Source organism: Desulfitobacterium sp., from assembly GCF_035539115.1.
In the GTDB taxonomy this organism is placed as follows: Bacteria; Bacillota; Desulfitobacteriia; order Desulfitobacteriales; family Desulfitobacteriaceae; genus Desulfitobacterium_A.
Genome location: NZ_DATLJA010000040.1, coordinates 1 through 18,034 on the forward strand (window position 1 = coordinate 1; position 18,034 = coordinate 18,034).

Here is an 18,034-nt window from a genome sequence, read left to right on the forward strand (position 1 = left end):
GATATAGAAGACTTGGTCAGCGCCAAAGCGGTGGCCTTAGTCGCCTTATCCTGCCGAACTTAACCGCATTCATCGTAGGAAAGCGAAACCGCTGGTTGCACTTAGAGTTTATCTGCCAAAAATTTATACTTTCTGTTAGTATAAAAAAATACCCCTTTCAAACTGAAAGGGGTATCGAAATACAACTCTTGTTTCGACTTATCTTTCAGAATGAAAGTCATTCTGCAGGATTTAGCACCTTCCCGTATAGGGGGTTGCCGGACGTCATTGGGCCAGTCCCTCGGTCACTCTTAATAAGGATAATTGCCTATTTAGTTGTAAAATAATGTTAAGTATTCCTATATAATTATTTTCGTTGAGTAAGGAATGGATTTATACTATTACATAACAGGAGTATTGTCAATAGATTTTCTTCAAATAGGCCTTTGCCAAATGCTTCTAAATATTTTCTTCAAATAAAAAAATACGAAGGGTTAACCGTTTGATAATGGGTTTTAATATTTTCGCCAAGGCCACTCTGGCTCATTATATAAGCGCAAACGCAAGATTCTCCAGATTTCTTTATAAGCCTCTTGAATATTTTCCGCACTAGGGCCCAAGGCTCGGAAGCAATAGGCCTGCTTATGAATGGCAGTTCCGGCAATTAAAACCTTATAACGCTCAGCAATCTGTTCCAGAAAATCGGGTTCATCTTCCGTGTTGCGCTGCAGTAATTGGGACATCACTGCTTGCAGATGAGGATCAATCGCCCAGAAGGTGCCCATATGTGTATATCCATGCATGACGCCAAGCGGGCTGTTCCAGGTTTGCAAAAAGGAGGGTACCTTTTGCGGCTCCAATTTAAACCGATCACTATAAATTATTTCCTTATCAAGAAAAATATTGGTTTGCTGATCCAGCAAATGATATTGAAACAGCTCTTGCCGGGCTACTCGCCCGGGTGCTGTAATTTCCCAAATAAAGGCCGAGGCTTCACTTGAAATCCGGAGATTTGTACGACTGTACAAACAGGCTTCGGCAAAAGGTATGACCACTTCTGGCATATATTCGAGTCTAGCTCCTTGCTCTACAATCAAGGTTGTAAATTGTCTTGAAAGATTTCTTTGCGGTGAGCGGAAGACCTTGGTCGCCCCTTGCCCAAAAATAACGGCCTGCGAATTCTGTTTTATCCGTACAGAAATACTGTGCTGGTCTCCTTGCAGAAGGCCGGCAGCGGGATTCATGATAAAGAAAAAAACCGCTCCCTTATCACTAAAAAAGAGAGGACTTGAAGCCCGCAGCGGCATTCTTTGCCGCAGAGAGCTGATATAACTTCTACCCTTTTCCTGCTGAATTTCAACGTGAAGAATACCGTGTTTTAACGGTGCAATCATTGCGCCATATCCTCCATGATGACGTTTTCACGTATCCACAGTAAGACCTGATCTAACCCTTCTTCATTTTTCAGATTGGTAAACATAAAAGGCCGTTCACCGCGCATGTGCAACGAATCTTGAGCCATCACGTCCAAACTGGCCTCGACATGAGGGGCGAGATCCGTTTTATTGATGATCAAAAGGTCGGATCGGGTAATTCCAGGGCCGCCTTTGCGGGGAATTTTTTCTCCCTGGGCTACATCAATAATATAAATCGCAACATCAGCTAATTCTGGACTAAAGGTAGCGGCTAAATTATCCCCGCCGCTTTCGATAAAAATGATTTTCAAATCTGGAAATCTTTCTTTCAGGGTCTCAACTGCTTCCAGATTCATTGAGGCATCTTCCCTTATAGCGGTGTGGGGACATCCTCCGGTTTCGACACCGATGATTCGATCCGGTGGCAAAATGCCGTTACGGCAAAGAAATTCAGCATCTTCTTTGGTAAATATATCATTGGTTATTACTGCAACACTATAATCTGTTGCTAGGTAGCGAGTTAGTTTTTCTACAAGGGCAGTTTTACCTGATCCAACAGGACCTCCTACCCCGATACGAATCGGCCACATGCAAAATTCCTCCTTTAGTCAGCTGTTTAACGGCCTAAGACATAAATATCCGGGAATATAATTGTTCATGAGCCATACCAGCCCAATCGAAAGCGGGTGCACTTCCGCCCCAATCCGTTACAGTTGCGGTGGTGGCCCATTGTATGCACGTATTAAGCAAAGGTTGAAGTTCCGAGAGCACCTGCTGTCCATTCGTTTGTCCCAATGGAATAGCGCGTACACCGTTCGCAACGAGAGAGGTCGTACTCAGATGCGCAAAAGCGGCGAGCAGCACGGGTAATTCGAGGTTTACAATAGCTCCATAATGGCCCAAAATAATGGCATGGTGACCAAAGGGAAAATTAACTTCTGCAGTATAATCAGTATCGATTGCCGAGAGTAATTGTCGCAGTCTTCTCCCCATCTTAAGACTGCCCTCACAGCTTTCAGACGGTAACTTCATAGCATTTAACCGTCTGTCGAGTAAATAAAGAAGCTTCTTATCCGATTTCTGTGTAGCCTGCCAAGCAAGTTTTACTCCAAGTAAATCCGTAGGCCGCCAAGTATAATAAAGATAGGTCTGCATAAACCGGGCTAAGTCTTGTTTGGTATTGATGTCACCGCGCTGAATAAATGTTTCGAGTCCAAAAGATTGGGTGAAGCCTCCTGAAGGAAAGGATGAATCGGCCAACTGCATTAGTCGCAGTCCTTTTTCTAAAGAAAGTGGGTCAATCATGGCGCAAAAGCCCGGTCCTCTTTTACCGGGGACAACCCCATCTTAGATAGCTGCTCAACGAGTACCGGATTATACGGGGTAATCAAAGAATCACTCTTTACCTCAATCGGAGCATGCATATTACCGATAGCATGCGCAGCCAATCCCATTTCCTTCATATTCTTAACCGGAACAATCAAAACCGCCTCTTCTTTGACGCTTACGACGATAACGTGGTTATCTTCACGATAAAGAATATCCCCAGGATGTAAATGCCCGCTTTCCAGCTGGATTCCTATATCCCGGCCTACATCTGTTGTTTTACGAAGAATCCTTTTCTGAAGTTCGTCCCAGGAAAGGAATACCTGTTCAACGGTTAAAGCTCCTTTTTCGTGAGGATGGTCGTGTTCCAATTCTGTCAGTTTACCAATCACTTGATTAATGATCATCGCTTAAAAACTCCTCATGATAGGATGTAATCTTAAATATTAAAACATAAAGTAGCGCTGAGCCAGGGGCAGCACTTCAGCAGGTTCGCACGTCAGTATCTCTCCATCTGCGGTCACTTGATAGGTTTCAGGATCCACAGTAATTTTGGGTGTAGCAAAGTTATGTTTCATGTCGGCCTTGCCAATATTACGGCAGTTCTTCACTGGAACAAGTTGTTTATCCAGTTTCAGTTCTTGAGTTAACTTATCTGCATCGGCTGCCTGAGATATAAACGTTACGGAACAAGCGGCGATGGCTTTGCCAAATGAAGCAAACATGGGCCGTTGGATAACGGGTTGGGGTGTGGGAATGGAGGCATTGGCATCGCCCATGGCGGCATACATAATAAACCCGCCTTTAATCACCATGGCTGGTTTTACCCCGAAAAACTTGGGATTCCACAGTACAAGGTCTGCTAATTTTCCCTTTTCAACCGAACCGACAAGATGACTAATCCCCTGGGTGATGGCAGGATTGATGGTATATTTGCTGATATAGCGTTTGATTCGGTTATTGTCATTTGCTAGGCTATCCGCTTCCAGAGGACCTCGCTGAAGCTTCATCTTATGCGCTGTCTGCCAAGTTCTGATGATAACTTCGCCAACCCGCCCCATCGCTTGGGAATCAGAAGACATCATGGAGATGACGCCTAAATCATGTAAAATATCTTCAGCTGCAATCGTTTCCGGGCGGATACGGGAATCAGCAAAAGCGATATCTTCCGGGACTCGTTTATCCAGATGATGACAAACCATTAACATATCGAGATGTTCTTCCAGGGTATTTACGGTGAACGGCCGGGTTGGATTGGTTGATGAGGGCAAGACATTAGGCAAGGAGGCTACTTTAATAATGTCCGGTGCGTGACCACCTCCCGCTCCTTCGGTATGAAACGTATGGATTGTGCGCCCAGCAATCGCCGCAATTGTATCTTCTACAAATCCTGCTTCATTAAGAGTATCCGTATGAATAGCGACCTGAATATCAAATTCATCCGCAACTTTTAGGCAGCAGTCAATCGCGGCAGGTGTTGATCCCCAATCTTCATGAAGTTTAAGGCCCATTGCGCCAGCTTTAACTTGAGCTATCAGAGGTTCAGGAAGTGAATTATTTCCTTTCCCATAAAAACCCATATTGATGGGAAAGGCTTCAGCAGACTGCAGCATCCGGTACATGTTCCATTCACCAGGGGTACAGGTTGTAGCATTCGTTCCCGCCGCCGGGCCGGTACCGCCTCCTAACATGGTTGTGATACCCGAAGCAATCGCTGTTTCAATTTGCTGTGGAGAAATAAAGTGAATATGGCTGTCAATTCCACCTGCAGTAATAATATAGTTCTCCCCGGCAATCACTTCGGTGCCAGCCCCAATCGGTAGAGTAACCCCAGCCATCGTCTGGGGATTTCCGGCCTGACCAAGGCCATAAATACGTCCGTCCTTAATCCCTATGTCAGCCTTGATAATCCCCCAATGGTCAATGATTACTGCATTCGTAATGACCAAATCCATTGCTTCCTCCAAGGCTTGGGGGTCTTGCCCCATACCATCGCGAATAACCTTACCGCCGCCAAATTTTGCTTCGTCACCCGGCCGGGTCAGATCATCTTCTACTTCTAGCCATAATTCTGTATCTGCCAAGCGAATTTTATCGCCGGTAGTCGGTCCATACATATCTGCATGTTGACGGCGCGACATACTCAAAATCACAGTTGCTCCCCCTAACCTTATTTAATAAAACCTTTCTCTTTTGCTCGTTCTATACATTTCGATTTATCCATACTACCAGCGGTTAAGTTATTGGCTCCAAACCAAGGACCCTTACCTGAATATTGAACAAGCTTCACCGTACGGCTTTCACCGGGTTCAAAACGGACAGCAGTCCCCGAGGGAATATTTAAATGCATTCCCCAAGCTAAGGCCCGCTCAAAGACCAAATACCGGTTCACTTCAAAGAAATGAAAATGAGAGCCGATTTGGATGGGCCGGTCACCCGTATTTTCAACCGTTAGGGTTTCTGTTTTTAAGTTTTGGTTCGCTTCGATAGCACCTTCCGCTAATTTGATTTCTCCGGGTATCATTAACTTACACTTCCTTTATCATGGAGTTAAATAATCGGATGATGAACGGTCACTAATTTGGTCCCATCAGGAAAGGTTCCTTCAACCTGAATTTCCTCAATCATTTCCGGGATTCCCTCCATCACCTGGTCACGTGTCAGAATCTTTGTCCCCATTTCCATGAGTTGAGCGACAGAATACCCATCCCGGATTCGTTCCAAGAGTTCAGCAGAAATTAAGGATATTGCTTCCGGATAATTCAGTTTTAAGCCACGTTTTAAGCGCTCTTGTGCGACCTGCCCTGCGATATAAACCCATAATTTATCTTTCTCAGTCGGATTGAGATGCATTGTCTAACCTCCCGCCCTGTTCCTTATCTTGATTAAATAGCCATACACTTCTGGATTTCCTCTTTATTAATCTCCTGAGTAAGACCTTTTGCCACGATACGTCCTTTTTCCATAACGTAATAATAATCGGATACCTCGACGACAAAGTCTAAATACTGCTCTACAATCAGGATGGTTAATTTCTCCTCCTGTTTTAATCGTTTAATGACGCGGCCGATTTCCAAAATCACAGAAGGCTGAATTCCTTCGGTGGGTTCATCGAGAATCAGTAATTTGGGCTTAGATACAAGGGCTCGGGCAATTGCCAGCTGTTGCTGCTGCCCACCGCTTAAGTCTCCCCCTTTTCTTTTTAGCATGGCTTTCAAAACCGGAAACAATTCGTAGATTTTCTCATCGATACTTCCCTTGCCACTACGTACCTCCAGGCCAAGCAAAAGGTTTTCTTCGACAGTTAATTGAGGGAAAATATCTCTTCCTTGTGGCACATAGCTGATCCCTTGCCTGGCCCTATAATAGGTGGGTTTCGAAATCATTTCTTCTTCGTTAAACTTAATACTCCCCTTCGGGGTGTTAACCAATCCCATAACACTTTTTAAAAAAGTCGTTTTTCCTACCCCGTTTCGTCCGATAAGGCAGACAACTTCCCCCTTAGGGGCTATCAGATCAACTTGATTAAGAATAATACTTTCCTCATAATAGGCCTCTAGCCTTTTTACCTTAAGCATCGCGTTTCCCACCTCGTCCTAGGTACACATCGATGACCTTTTGATTATTCTGAACGTCATAGACACTGCCCTCATCCAATATTGCTCCTTCATGAAGGACTGTAACCTTTGATGCAAAATCTCGTACGAATTGCATGTCATGTTCCACAACAATAATGGTACAATTTTGAGCTATTTTCGTCAGAAGTTCTCCGGTCTTATCTGTTTCTGCTCGGCCCATTCCGGCAACGGGCTCATCCAATAGCATAAGTTTAGGCTCTTGGGCGAGGAGCATGCCGATTTCGAGCCACTGCTTTTCACCATGGGATAATGCTTTCGGGGTGTTAAATCGTTTTTCATATAGACCTATTGTGACTAAGATATCTTCAATCCTCTCCATTTGCTCTTTTTGGGGCTTATGAAAAATGGAGGAATACAGTGAATGGTCTTTCACTGCAGCAAGTTCCATATTTTCATTAACAGTCATATGCGTAAATACGGAGGGCACCTGAAATTTTCTTCCTATACCGATATTGACAATCTCATGCTCTGAATAACGAGAAATATCTATCTCGCCAGCAAACATAACTTGACCTGACTGAGGCCTAACCCGCCCGCAAATTGCATCAAGTAGGGTTGTTTTGCCAGCGCCGTTCGGTCCAATAAAAAAACGGATTTCGCCTTTCTCGATCTCTGTCTTTACATGATTAACCGCTTTAAATCCATTGAAACTTATGGTTAAATCATCAATCTGTAATATCGACTCCATACCTCCATCGCCTTCCAATCTAAATCGTTGATTAAGCCGCTTCATCAGTGTCCCGCTGCTGATTGTCCTTCAGTCCATGAGTTCTAAATTTTCCTGCTATTTTTTTAACCAAGCCGACGATACCGTCAGGCATCAACAATACGACAAAAATAAAAGCGAACCCAATAAAGTAAGACCACACATCAGGGAAACTTTCACTGATACTGCTTTTCAAGGCATTGACAAATATCGCCCCAATTACAGCGCCGATCAAGGTTCCGCGCCCACCAATGGCTACCCAAATAATCATTTCAATCGAGGGCACGATTCCCATTGCAGACGGGGAAATAATACCTACCTGGGGCACAAAGATTGCACCGGCAAGCCCTGCTATGGCAGCAGAGAGACAATAAACAAAAACTTTATAGGTTGTAGGATTATATCCCAAGAACCTAACTCGATTTTCTCCGTCCCTGATGGCGATAAGAATCCTACCTATTCTTCGTTTAACCACTACGTTGCAAAGGAGATAGGTCAAAACTAGGAGGCCAATCGAAATATAATATAAAGCGAGTTTTGTCGAGTTATTCGCTAAGGAAAAGCCAAAAATACTTTTATAATTTGTCAGGCCGTTTGTTCCACCGGTATAAGCCTGTTGCCCTACAAAGAGTACAACAAAAATCATGGATAGAGCTTGGGACAAGATGGAGAAATAAACTCCCCTGATCCGATTCTTAAAGGTAAAAAAACCAATTAAGAGCGCCAAAACGGTCGGAATCAGAATTGCCATAGCAATTGCAAAGCCACTACTGCTGAAGGGTTTCCAAAACCACGGCAGGACTTCCCGCCCGCTCCAAGACATAAAATCCGGTAGCTTTCCTTGGGCAGCTTCTAACTTAAGGTACATTGCCATAGAGTATGCACCAAGTCCAAAAAACACACCGTGCCCAAGACTTAAAATCCCTGTATATCCCCAGATTAAATCTAAGCCAATTGCCAAAATAGCATAAGCTATAAATTTCCCAAGTAAATTGACCCTAAAAATTGATAGAAATGACGGAGCAATTATTAAAGCTAAAATTATAAAGGCAAAGACGAATGTTTCGTTTGATTTAATAAAATTTCGAATATTAAACCTCGAGCCTTGAACCTCAATCATTGATATCCCCCTTTCCGTAATCTTTATTTTTATTCGTCTAACGAACGACTGCTGATATTAAACAGCCCTTTGGGCTTCCATTGTAGGAAGGCAATAATCAAAATAAAGACAAGGACCTTGGCCAAGGATGTATTTGTAAGAAATTCAAGTATAGTGTTCGCTGTCCCAATTAAAAGTCCACCAGCAACGGTTCCCATGAGTGTTCCTACTCCTCCAAGGACAACAACCATAAACGTATCGACAATATAATTTGTCCCGAGGGTGGACCCGATCGAGCCGAGTAGGGTTAAAGCACATCCGGCAATTCCAGCAAGTCCAGAGCCAATAGCAAACGTTAAAGCATCCACTCTTCGTGTATTTATCCCCATGCTCTCAGCCATTTCCCGATTCTGCATGACCGCTCGAATTCGTAGTCCAGTTTTACTTTTATAAAGCAATACGAACATACCCATGAGACAAGCAATGACTAAAGCGATAATAAACAGTCGTTTATAGGGTAATTGTAGCCCTTGGCTTAGGACGAGTCCGCCTGCCAACCAACTAGGGCTTTGCACATCAACATTAGGAGCTCCAAAGATATTTCTCGCAAGTTGCTGGAGTACTAAACTAACACCCCAAGTTGCTAAGATGCTATCCAACGGCCTATTGTAAAGGTGGCGTATCACTGTACCTTCGAGAATAAATCCAATAAGACCGGCAACGATAAACGATGCTGGAATAGCCATTATAAAATATAATCCCAAAAAGCTCTTATCCAGATAACCTATAAATAGATTTTGAATAAGATAAGTAACATAGGCGCCAATCATGATGAACTCACCGTGTGACATATTGATGATTTTCATTAGACCAAAGGTTATGACAAGTCCTAGAGCAGCTAGTATATAAATAGAGCTGACACTAAGTCCATTAAATATTTGCATGATATACGTTTCCATTTTTCCACCACCTTATCATGAGCATCCTAGGAGCAACGGTGCAAGTTTATCTGACTTGCACCGTTCAATCATAATACCCAAAGTTAGTAACTAATTGCTGAGTCCCTTGGCCCAGTCGTAGGATTTCAGGTAGGGATCTGGTTTGACTGTTGATTCGGTACTCCATATTTCCTTAATCTGACCATCCGCAGTTACCTCACCAATCCTTACAGGTTTCCAGAGGTGTTGATTTTCCCCCTCAATTTTAACCAGACCTTCAGGGGCTTTAAATTCAATTCCCTTAGCAGCTTCCTTGACCTTATCTACATCAGTAGAACCTGCTTTTTCAGCAGTAGCTGCCCATAAGTACACTGCATCATAAGCCGCTTCGATCGGATCATCGGTTACACGGTCAACACCATATTTTGCTTTGTAATTCTTTACGAATTGAGCATTTTCAGGCGTATTTGTGGTTTGGTAATAATTCCAGGATACTAAATGACCTGCCATGTTAGCTGCGCCAATACCACGGACTTCTTCCTCAGCGACACTTACGGAAAGAGTTGTCAGATCTTTTGAAGTAATTCCTGCATCCTTAAGCTGCTTGAAGAAGGCAACGTTACTATCACCATTCAATGTGTTGAACACGATATCAGGCTTGGAGGCTTTGATCTTGTTGATAATGGTACTATAGTCGGTATGCCCAAGGGGTGTGTACTCTTCAGCCAGCACTTCACCACCTAGCGCTTTGACTTGAGCTTTAATAATTTTATTAGCGGTTCTTGGAAACACATAATCAGATCCTAGCAGAAAGAATTTCTTTCCTTTATTCTTGAATAACCAGTCTACTGCTGGAACGATCTGCTGATTAGGAGCAGCACCGGTGTAGAAAATATTGGGTGAGGCTTCCATGCCTTCATATTGAACAGGGTACCAGAGTAAACCATTATTCTCTTCGAATACAGGCAACATTGCCTTGCGGCTAGCTGAAGTCCAGCCGCCAAATACGGTTGCTACCTTATCTTGTTGTAACAGTTTCTTGGCCTTTTCTGCAAAGGTAGGCCAGTCTGAAGCACCATCTTCGATAATTGGTTTAATTTTCTTACCTAGTACACCACCAGATGCATTGATCTCGTCAATAGCCATCATTTCTGCATCTTTGACCGATACCTCACTAATGGCCATCGTTCCACTTAATGAATGTAGTATTCCAACTTTAATGGTATCTCCTGCGCTCGTGGTTTCAGCTGGTGTGCTTGTCTGAGTAGAGGCACATCCTGTAACAAGCAATCCAGCAATCAGCGTTAAGGAGATAGCTCCCGTTAGGCGTTTTTTCATTTTTGATGAGAAATAATTTTTCATGTCCTATCACCCTCCTCAATCTTTGACAGCAAGACTGGCCATAATCTATGCTGAAGAATAACGATAGCGCTACCGAACCAAGTCAAAAGGCGCTGTGAGAAATGTTTTCTGTATCCCTTGAGATACTTTTCATTCCTCACAGCGCCTTTGCTGGTTAGTCGTTGATGTAATTGTCACATTGATTCGAATAAAAACATACCCCACAGAACAGCTTTTTTACCCTAAAAAAACGATGATAAAATTTTACGCTAAAGATTCTAGCCCGCTGATTTTCGAAACTGGGAGGGAGTAAAGCCAGTATAGCTTTTAAATAACCGGCAAAAATAGTCTGAACTGCTATAGCCAAGTTTTTCGCTTACTTCATAGTTCTTATACTGATTAGTTCCAAGTAAATGCTTAGCATATTCCATTTTGACCTTTGTCGAATAATCGTTGAAATTTATACCGATTTTTTGTTTAAATACTTTTCCCAGATAATCTTTACTCACATGGACTTCATTCGCAATTAATTCGAGTGTAATATCATCGCCAAGATGATCGATTAAATATTGACACGTCTTTCTAATCATACTATCGCTTTGATGAAGATCGTATTTCTTTATCACGCTGACTAAATCCTTAATACGATCAAGAAACTCTGATTTCATCTCACTCAGGGACCCGGTATTCTGCAGAACAGGGTTAAACGCTGCATTTTCAACCTTCGTTAGCCAAGAAAACTCCATTATTAGGGCCCCGCTAAGGTTTAAAATCATGTTTTCCAGTAATTTGGCCGTTTTAAACAAGTCCTGATCCAGTAATTTGCTTAATTCTGTAAATGCAGTTTCTGCTTCAGCCAAGGCTGCCCAATTTCCGGATAATATAAGATTGGCTATTCGTTTTTCTTTATTTTTGGGATAAAAAAGCGTAAGGGTTTCTTCAATCAGTATATGTTCTTTTTTAACTCTAATTTTTTGTTTAGTTTTTTCTTCTAAAAAGGCTTTCGTTCTTTCTAAGGCTTCACCGAGAATATTATCATCCAACGGTTTGCTCATAAAATCGAAGGCACCTAATCGTATTCCTTGTTTCGCGTACTCAAAATCGCTATGAGTACTCAGTAAAATTGTACAGATATCCCATTTCCTTAATCGGAGCTCACTGAGAAACTCTATCCCGTTCATGCCTGGCATTTTAATATCGGTTATGATGAGATCGATGTGACGATCTGTAAGTTTTCCTAAAGCTTCTTTACCATCACTGGCTTCCTCTTCCATCTCGAATCCATAGTCAGCCCAATTTCTATATCTCTTTAACATGTACCTCACGGATTTGTCATCATCAACGATTAAAACTTTAAACACTCCCCTAACCTCCCCGTCTTTATAAAAAGGGCTGCTTCTTCAAAATTGTACGAGATAATTTCCTCCTTCAGTTGCTTATAGTCCAGACTATCCAACTCTTTCTCAAGAAAAGGATTACACGATGCAAGCACCGTTATGGCCTCGGCATCTCCCTCTTCCAAGAGCTTAACTAGTTTAATCAACGTGTTAGGTATATCTTCATTTCTAACGGAAATGACTTCAGCTTCCAGGGGTGAGTTCGTGACAAACTGATTCGCAATTTTAATAGTTTCTTTAAGGACTCTTTCCAATCGACTTTTTTCCTTGGTAATCATCTCTTCCTTCCGGTTACCTAAGGCATTTTCTAATTGCCGGGATACTTCGTTCAGCTTGATTGCTCCAATATTGGCTGAAACTCCCTTTAGCGTATGGAGTAGTATTTTTACTTCATCAAAATTACCGTTTGCCAAAAGCTGATTTAATTGCTTATAGTCATTTTTATGGTTATCCATGAACGTTTCAAGGATATGCTTATAGTTCTCTTGTTTACCCCCTAAACGATCGATACCGCTTACAAAATCAATCCACATATTTTTTTCGAGGGCTGGGTTATCCATTTCTCTCTTGATTTCTTCAGTGGATCCAAGATCAACAAAGCTTTTCAAGGCCTCAGCCAATTTCACAGGATTTATCGGTTTCGTTAAATAACCGCTCATTCCTGCCAAGCGTGCCTTTTCAGAGACGCCCTCAACGGCGTCTGCCGATAAAGCGATAATGGGCGGGGCATCTTTACCCTTGATCTCTAAAATACGCCGAGCCGTTTCATAACCATCCATTTTAGGCATGCGAATATCCATTAAAATAGCATCATAGCGTGTTCTACTTGCCAGTTGAACGGCTTCAAAACCGCTCTGGGTAATGTCGACTTCAAACCCAAAACGCTCAAGAATTTCTTGGGTCATTTGTAAATTTACTCTATTATCTTCGGTTAAAAGGAGTTTCTTAGCAGCAAAACTAAGCGGGTTCAGCTTTCCTTCTTGCGGAAATTGCTGTGCATGAACAGCAATTTCCAAGTTTACTGTAAACCAAAAGCTTGACCCTTTCCCAACAACACTACTGACATTCATTTCCCCTGACATGAGGTGCACAATTCTTTTTGAGATTGCAAGTCCTAAGCCGGTTCCCCCATACTTTCGTGAAGTTGAGGCATCACCCTGTGTAAATACTTCAAACAAATGATTCCTTTGTTCCTCAGATATGCCTATTCCAGTATCTGAAATGTTAAAACGAAGTTGAACCTGGTTTCCCTCGTTTCTCATAACTTCAACTAAAAGTTCTAGTTTACCCTTATCCGTGAACTTAAGCCCATTCGATAAAAGATTTACAATTACTTCCTTTAATTTTGTAACATCCCCTTTTACATAACGTGGAACATCGGGTTGCAGGCAACAGCGAAAATTTAAGCCTTTGCGCTGGGCTTCGAGTTCAAACATGCTGCAGATCTCCTGGACTGTCTCGTAGAGGTTAAATTCAACTGTTTCCAAGAGCATTCGCCCAGCCTCAATTTTAGAAAAATCAAGGATTTCATTAACAATTTCCAATAGGCTTTTAGCTGCCATATCTATATATTGCAGGTATTGTTTTTGTTTTGACGTGAATTTCATGCGCTCGAGTAAATAGAGATAGCCAATCATTGTGTTTATCGGGGTCCTTATCTCATGACTCATATTGGCTAAAAATTCGCTTTTGGCATTATTAGCTTTCTCCGCTTCTTCCTTAGCAGCTTTCATTTTTTCTTCAGCTTGTTTCCTTTTGACTAATTCTTCCTGAAAAGACTGATATAAGTCATTGAAGGTATTGGCAAGCAATCGAAGTTCCCAAGAGCCTTCCGCCACTAAGCTAAAGTTTTCTTGGCTAAAGGAAAACACCTTCAAAAGTTCGGTGTAATTTTTGATGGGATACGTTACTTGGGTAAATAAGATTCGTAGTAATAACGCAACTGCACCAATGATAAAAACAGCAAGGATTGCTTGCAAAATTGCCGCTCTGCGGGTAGCATTTCGAGCTATCTCGAGTTCGGCTTCCAAACGGGCATTCATAATTTGTTGGAATTCTTCAATCGGGCCCATAATCGCCAGTTTATCCGAATCATACTTTTCGTCAAACATGATGTCCCGTGCTTTCGCTAGTTTGTCCTCTTTACTAAACTTTTGTTCTTCAGAACTTAGCCGATAAGTGGCAACTTCTAACGGCATTTGTTCCTCTGGTATCCTCAATGTTTCAAGAATCAGCCGCATGGAATGACGCTCGGTCTCCACCAGCGCATCAGAATTCATTTTCGCCTCAGCTAACAGGGCCATCTCTTCTTGGGGAGAATTGAGTTCCCCCAGGCGGGTTATCACATGGTCCCGAGTTTTCGTAACTTTAATTTCCTCCCAGTATTTATTCATGTGGATATCATCTCTTGTTACCGCATACTTACGCGCTTCATTGGTTAAATAATCTGAGGCATTGGCTAGATCAATACCCAGTTGCTTAAATTCCGTTCTTCTCTTTTCGGCATTCTGTTCATCTTTGATACTTGAACTCATGTATAAAATACTACTGCCAAGCAATATAGAAATAAGGAAGAAGACTCCTACCGTCAAGGTACTAATCGTCGATTGTTTAATGATAATTTTTGAAGGCATCTTGAATCAACTCCACGTAAGTCTCATTTAATTACTTGTTTTAACTGATCTATTCCTTTAGAATTTGGATAGTATTAAATAGATTAATGGAGTTGGTCTTCTTGCATAATACCCCATCAATGAATCAGCCAGAAATTCTCTTGATCGATGATACACCAGAATATATTGAAACGGCTGTAACGATGTTACGTGAAAGCAACTATCGCGTGCGCATCGCTACCAAAGGAAGTACTGCTTTTAAGTTAATTGAGCAACATCCACCTGACCTTATTCTTTTAGATGTCTATATGCCAGAAATGGATGGCTTTGAAATCTGTAGAATCATAAAAACCGAAAGTGATTTTAGCAGCATTCCTATTATCTTTCTGACCTCTAGTGATGATTCGGAAAGCATTGCAAAAGGATTTGAATTAGGTGCTCAAGATTATGTCGTTAAGCCCTTTACGACTTCGGAACTTCTTGCTCGCGTTCATACCCATATCAAGCTAAAAAAACAAACTGAATCCTTAATTAAAGCCAATCAAGAACTTGATAGTTTTTGCTATACCGTTTCCCATGACTTAAAAGCTCCGTTGCTCTCTCTCAACAAACTGACCGAATATTTGGCTTTAGATTATTCAGATATACTGGATCATGAAGGCCATGAATTGATTAGTAATATTCAGGATAAGTCAAAGGAAATTATTAAGCTTGTTAACCATTTACTTGAACTTTCTAGAATGAGTGAAATGCCTATGACCATCGAACCTATTAATTTAGAGCAGTTATTCAGGAAGGTTTACGAAACACTCATCAAACTTGAACCCCAAAGAAATGTAAGCTTTACGATTAAAAATCTCCCCCTTATTCAAGGTGACCCTATAATGATTGAAATCCTCGCTGTAAATATCCTCTCTAATGCTCTAAAATACACCCGTAATCGAAAAAATGCATGTCTAGAAATTTCATCGGAAGAAAATGAAATTGAATTTATTATCTCCGTAAAAGATAATGGCGCAGGCTTTGATATGCGCTATGCTTCCAGATTATTTAGTGTCTTTCAGAGACTCCATTCAGAAAATGAGTTTGAAGGTTCAGGTGTCGGTCTCGTCATTGTTCAAAAAATTTTAAAAAGACATCATGGTTTAGCCTGGATGACAGGAAAGGTAGATGAAGGGGCAACATTTTACTTCAGTCTACCCAAAGCTAAATTGTAAACTATGCTCCACTAACTTCATTGGCCAAGGATTTAAAACCACCTGCAAATTAAAAAAAGAGCCACCTATCCTAGAATAACTATTCTTGGATAAGGGCTCTCTTGATCACTCTTACGCTCCAAACCTTGGTTTGGTGCCCGCTCATATGAATAGGGTATAACCACGAATTATACCCTATTTTATTCTCTTAAACTCTTAAACACATAAAAAATCGCACAAACCTCTGTCAACCAGATCATCGCATGGCCTCATTGCCTCTTTGATGTTTATTATCATATCACTTAATACGTCTTTGTCTAGTTGTTTTAGAATAATACACTGTATACAATCCTTTAGGGTTATCCTTCCTGTTGTAGATCATCCCCTTATGTTTGTAAAACAACGTGGTCTGATTGTAATACTCATAGTACAAAAAATGAAACAGCAATTATTAAATAGACCGCGAGAAGCTGAACCCCCTCCAACCAATTGGATTCTCCATCATTAGCTACGCGATTGGCAATAAGAACCGCAAAGATTAGAGCGATCAACTCGAACTCATTGAAGATGATGCTCATGGGCGAAAATAACAAACTGAGTAAGATGAGAATGGGTGTGACAAAGAGAATAATCTGCAAGCTTGAACCCAATGCAATTTCGACGGCGATATCCATTTTGTCTTTGTAGGCCATCGTAATGGCTGTGCTATGTTCGGCCGCATTACCAATAAGCGGTACCAAAATAATTCCTACAAAGAATTCACTTAGTCCGATCGCCTGCGTCATCGGTCCAACAGCACTCACAAAAAATTCACTTTCCAAGCCAATAAGTACGGTTGAGACGATTAGAATTGAAATTGCCTTTGGAAGAGACCATTTTGAAATGCTTTCTTCACTATGATCAACAGAGTAGAGATCTTTATGGGTATAAAAAGAAAAGAATAAGCTCATTAAATAAATGACAAACATAATAACTGCTACAAGAACGCTTAGTACTTCATAGCGGGTAGTCAGCAGCTCGGGGGCGACAGTGTGGGTGAAAATCGCGGGGATCGTTAATCCTATCACAGCAAATAATAACATGCTTGAAGAGACTTCAATCGCTTGTCTATTAAAACTCTGCGATTTATACTTTATGCCTCCTACGAGCATGCTGGCGCCTAGTACCAATAAAATATTTCCAATAACTGAACCGGCAATAGACGCTTTAACTACATCGAAAAGCCCTGCTTTTAATGCAAAAAAAGCAATAATCAACTCAGTGGCATTACCAAAGGTTGCATTGAGAAACCCTCCTATCCGAGGTCCTGAGTAGAAGGATATTTCTTCTGTAGCTTCCCCCATTAGCCCAGCCAAGGGGATAATCGCTAAGGCGGAAAGAACAAACATTAGTGTCGGTGAGAAGTGCATATACTCCCCAATTAAACTTATTGGAATAAAAAACAGTAAGAACCTTAGTATTTTCATTCTGTCACTCCTCTCATCCTAATAATCTGGACTTTTAATTATCAATATATCGTTTTTTGATAGGGTTGGCAACAATTGGCATCTTTACAATTGAACAAGTCAGACGTCGGATATATTGGATGTTGGTATCGAAACTTTCACCAAGGGCCAACAACACTCACGAAAATGGGTTAGTTATAGAAAAAAGCACCTTTCTCAGGTGCTTCATTTAGTGTTAGGCTGTCTTCTCAAAAATCTTGCGAAAATGATAGCCATAAATGGATAAGGTCACAGCCAAAGGCAAAAGGCAAGCTAAAGCCCCACGCCGAAAAATTTGTAGTCACACTCCGGGCAATGCCCATCTTGCACAAGGTTAAGAATCCGAGCGTTTTCTCGGATAATCACTTCCTTCCCACAATGAGGGCAGTAAGTCGAATCTCCCCCGCTAACATTACCCAGATAGACATATTCAACTTCCTCCTGGGCCAATTTCCAGAGCTTAAGTAAGCTTTCTTTTTCGGTTGGAGGGAGATCGAGTTTGTACGCCGGAAAATAACGACTTAAGTGCCAAGCCAAAGGAGTATTCAGTTTTCGTAACCATTGGGATAGCTCGCGAATCTCCTCAGTTTTGTCATTGGCCATTTCGAACCAGGTTGAAGGCTCAGAATATGTAAAGCAAAGTCCAAGGGAATCTTTAGTCTGGGCAAGTTCAGCTAAGCGGGCAGGGGTTACCCGTGTCCCTTGTTGACAGGACTGGGAAATTTCGTGATTTTGACAGAAGGTACAGCTGAGATTACACCCATAACCTGCCACAGAAAAAATCCAGCTTCCCGGGTAAAAGTGGAATAAGGGCTTCTTTTCGATGGGATCGAGATGCCAGGCGGCAACTTCTCCATAATTAAGTGGCACTACCCCTTCTCCCTGATTTCCCCGTACATGATG

Annotated in this window: 17 protein-coding genes and 1 riboswitch; of the genes, 1 reads left to right on the plus strand and 16 read right to left on the minus strand. The window is 41.8% G+C overall.

The genetic code is table 11. The features are described 5' to 3' along the window. Positions 1-195: 195 nt before the first annotated feature. A riboswitch (SAM riboswitch) is annotated at positions 196-300 on the minus strand. A 194-nt stretch (positions 301-494) separates the two neighbouring features. The 14 genes from VM640_RS07280 to VM640_RS07345 all read right to left on the minus strand — a co-directional run bounded on the left by VM640_RS07280 (position 495) and on the right by VM640_RS07345 (position 14,472). Next, positions 495-1,373 (minus strand): urease accessory protein UreD, encoded by an 879-nt coding sequence (locus VM640_RS07280; protein ID WP_325390779.1) that lies wholly within the window; start codon positions 1,371-1,373, stop codon positions 495-497. Then, positions 1,370-1,984 (minus strand): urease accessory protein UreG, encoded by a 615-nt coding sequence (gene ureG, locus VM640_RS07285; RefSeq protein ID WP_325390781.1) that lies wholly within the window; start codon positions 1,982-1,984, stop codon positions 1,370-1,372. The genes VM640_RS07280 and ureG overlap by 4 nt, the downstream gene beginning before the upstream one ends. Positions 1,985-2,018: 34 nt before the next feature. Further along, entirely contained in the window at positions 2,019-2,699 is a 681-nt protein-coding gene (locus VM640_RS07290; protein ID WP_325390783.1) for an urease accessory protein UreF, read from the minus strand. After that, positions 2,696-3,127 carry an urease accessory protein UreE gene (locus VM640_RS07295; protein WP_325390785.1) on the minus strand — a complete coding sequence of 144 codons (432 nt, stop codon included), beginning with the start codon at positions 3,125-3,127 and terminating at the stop codon, positions 2,696-2,698. The genes VM640_RS07290 and VM640_RS07295 overlap by 4 nt, the downstream gene beginning before the upstream one ends. A 39-nt stretch (positions 3,128-3,166) precedes the next feature. Beyond that, the gene (ureC, locus tag VM640_RS07300) at positions 3,167-4,873 is read right to left on the minus strand and encodes an urease subunit alpha (protein ID WP_325390787.1); all 1,707 of its coding nucleotides are present in this window, start codon (positions 4,871-4,873) and stop codon (positions 3,167-3,169) included. Between the two features lie 17 nt (positions 4,874-4,890). Then, positions 4,891-5,244: an urease subunit beta gene (locus tag VM640_RS07305; protein WP_325390789.1), complete on the minus strand. Its 354-nt coding sequence runs from the start codon at positions 5,242-5,244 to the stop codon at positions 4,891-4,893. Positions 5,245-5,270: 26 nt separating this feature from the next. Then, a complete protein-coding gene (locus VM640_RS07310; RefSeq protein WP_325390791.1) occupies positions 5,271-5,573 on the minus strand; it encodes an urease subunit gamma in 303 nt (100 codons plus the stop codon). 32 nt (positions 5,574-5,605) lie between these two features. After that, positions 5,606-6,298, minus strand: coding sequence for an urea ABC transporter ATP-binding subunit UrtE (gene urtE / locus VM640_RS07315; protein WP_325390793.1), 693 nt, complete (start codon positions 6,296-6,298; stop codon positions 5,606-5,608). Then, positions 6,291-7,046: an urea ABC transporter ATP-binding protein UrtD gene (urtD, locus tag VM640_RS07320; protein ID WP_325390795.1), complete on the minus strand. Its 756-nt coding sequence runs from the start codon at positions 7,044-7,046 to the stop codon at positions 6,291-6,293. Before urtD ends, urtE begins: the two co-directional genes overlap by 8 nt. Before the next feature lie 31 nt (positions 7,047-7,077). Next, positions 7,078-8,184, minus strand: a complete 1,107-nt coding sequence (gene urtC, locus VM640_RS07325; protein ID WP_325390797.1) for an urea ABC transporter permease subunit UrtC — start codon at positions 8,182-8,184, stop codon at positions 7,078-7,080. Positions 8,185-8,213: 29 nt separating this feature from the next. After that, entirely contained in the window at positions 8,214-9,122 is a 909-nt protein-coding gene (urtB, locus tag VM640_RS07330; RefSeq protein WP_325390799.1) for an urea ABC transporter permease subunit UrtB, read from the minus strand. A 90-nt stretch (positions 9,123-9,212) separates the two neighbouring features. Then, on the minus strand, positions 9,213-10,439 hold the full coding sequence (gene urtA / locus VM640_RS07335; protein WP_414647929.1) for an urea ABC transporter substrate-binding protein: 1,227 nt from the start codon (positions 10,437-10,439) through the stop codon (positions 9,213-9,215). 281 nt (positions 10,440-10,720) lie between these two features. After that, positions 10,721-11,803: a response regulator transcription factor gene (locus VM640_RS07340; protein ID WP_325390803.1), complete on the minus strand. Its 1,083-nt coding sequence runs from the start codon at positions 11,801-11,803 to the stop codon at positions 10,721-10,723. After that, entirely contained in the window at positions 11,788-14,472 is a 2,685-nt protein-coding gene (locus VM640_RS07345; protein ID WP_325390805.1) for a hybrid sensor histidine kinase/response regulator, read from the minus strand. Before VM640_RS07345 ends, VM640_RS07340 begins: the two co-directional genes overlap by 16 nt. A 119-nt stretch (positions 14,473-14,591) precedes the next feature. Here VM640_RS07345 and VM640_RS07350 point away from each other — a divergent pair, with 119 nt between their 5' ends. Beyond that, positions 14,592-15,668, plus strand: a complete 1,077-nt coding sequence (locus VM640_RS07350) for a response regulator (RefSeq protein WP_325390807.1) — start codon at positions 14,592-14,594, stop codon at positions 15,666-15,668. Between the two features lie 401 nt (positions 15,669-16,069). On the opposite strand, the gene cax is transcribed toward VM640_RS07350, so the two are convergent. Further along, complete coding sequence (cax, locus tag VM640_RS07355; RefSeq protein ID WP_325390809.1) at positions 16,070-17,113, minus strand: calcium/proton exchanger; 1,044 nt, start codon at positions 17,111-17,113, stop codon at positions 16,070-16,072. A gap of 291 nt (positions 17,114-17,404) precedes the next feature. Then, complete coding sequence (locus VM640_RS07360) at positions 17,405-18,001, minus strand: hypothetical protein (protein ID WP_325390811.1); 597 nt, start codon at positions 17,999-18,001, stop codon at positions 17,405-17,407. Positions 18,002-18,034: the final 33 nt, after the last annotated feature.

What these genes read in the sequence shown, in the direction of transcription:
- VM640_RS07280 (WP_325390779.1), bottom strand. Translation starts at nt 1,373, where the DNA reads ATGATTGCACCGTTAAAACACGGTATTCTTCACGTTGAAATTCAGCAG.
- ureG (WP_325390781.1), bottom strand. Translation starts at nt 1,984, where the DNA reads ATGTGGCCGATTCGTATCGGGGTAGGAGGTCCTGTTGGATCAGGTAAA.
- VM640_RS07290 (WP_325390783.1), bottom strand. Translation starts at nt 2,699, where the DNA reads ATGATTGACCCACTTTCTTTAGAAAAAGGACTGCGACTAATGCAGTTG.
- VM640_RS07295 (WP_325390785.1), bottom strand. Translation starts at nt 3,127, where the DNA reads ATGATCATTAATCAAGTGATTGGTAAACTGACAGAATTGGAACACGAC.
- VM640_RS07305 (WP_325390789.1), bottom strand. Translation starts at nt 5,244, where the DNA reads ATGATACCCGGAGAAATCAAATTAGCGGAAGGTGCTATCGAAGCGAAC.
- VM640_RS07310 (WP_325390791.1), bottom strand. Translation starts at nt 5,573, where the DNA reads ATGCATCTCAATCCGACTGAGAAAGATAAATTATGGGTTTATATCGCA.
- urtE (WP_325390793.1), bottom strand. Translation starts at nt 6,298, where the DNA reads ATGCTTAAGGTAAAAAGGCTAGAGGCCTATTATGAGGAAAGTATTATT.
- urtD (WP_325390795.1), bottom strand. Translation starts at nt 7,046, where the DNA reads ATGGAGTCGATATTACAGATTGATGATTTAACCATAAGTTTCAATGGA.
- urtC (WP_325390797.1), bottom strand. Translation starts at nt 8,184, where the DNA reads ATGATTGAGGTTCAAGGCTCGAGGTTTAATATTCGAAATTTTATTAAA.
- urtB (WP_325390799.1), bottom strand. Translation starts at nt 9,122, where the DNA reads ATGGAAACGTATATCATGCAAATATTTAATGGACTTAGTGTCAGCTCT.
- urtA (WP_414647929.1), bottom strand. Translation starts at nt 10,439, where the DNA reads ATGAAAAAACGCCTAACGGGAGCTATCTCCTTAACGCTGATTGCTGGA.
- VM640_RS07345 (WP_325390805.1), bottom strand. Translation starts at nt 14,472, where the DNA reads ATGCCTTCAAAAATTATCATTAAACAATCGACGATTAGTACCTTGACG.
- VM640_RS07350 (WP_325390807.1), top strand. Translation starts at nt 14,592, where the DNA reads ATGAATCAGCCAGAAATTCTCTTGATCGATGATACACCAGAATATATT.
- cax (WP_325390809.1), bottom strand. Translation starts at nt 17,113, where the DNA reads ATGAAAATACTAAGGTTCTTACTGTTTTTTATTCCAATAAGTTTAATT.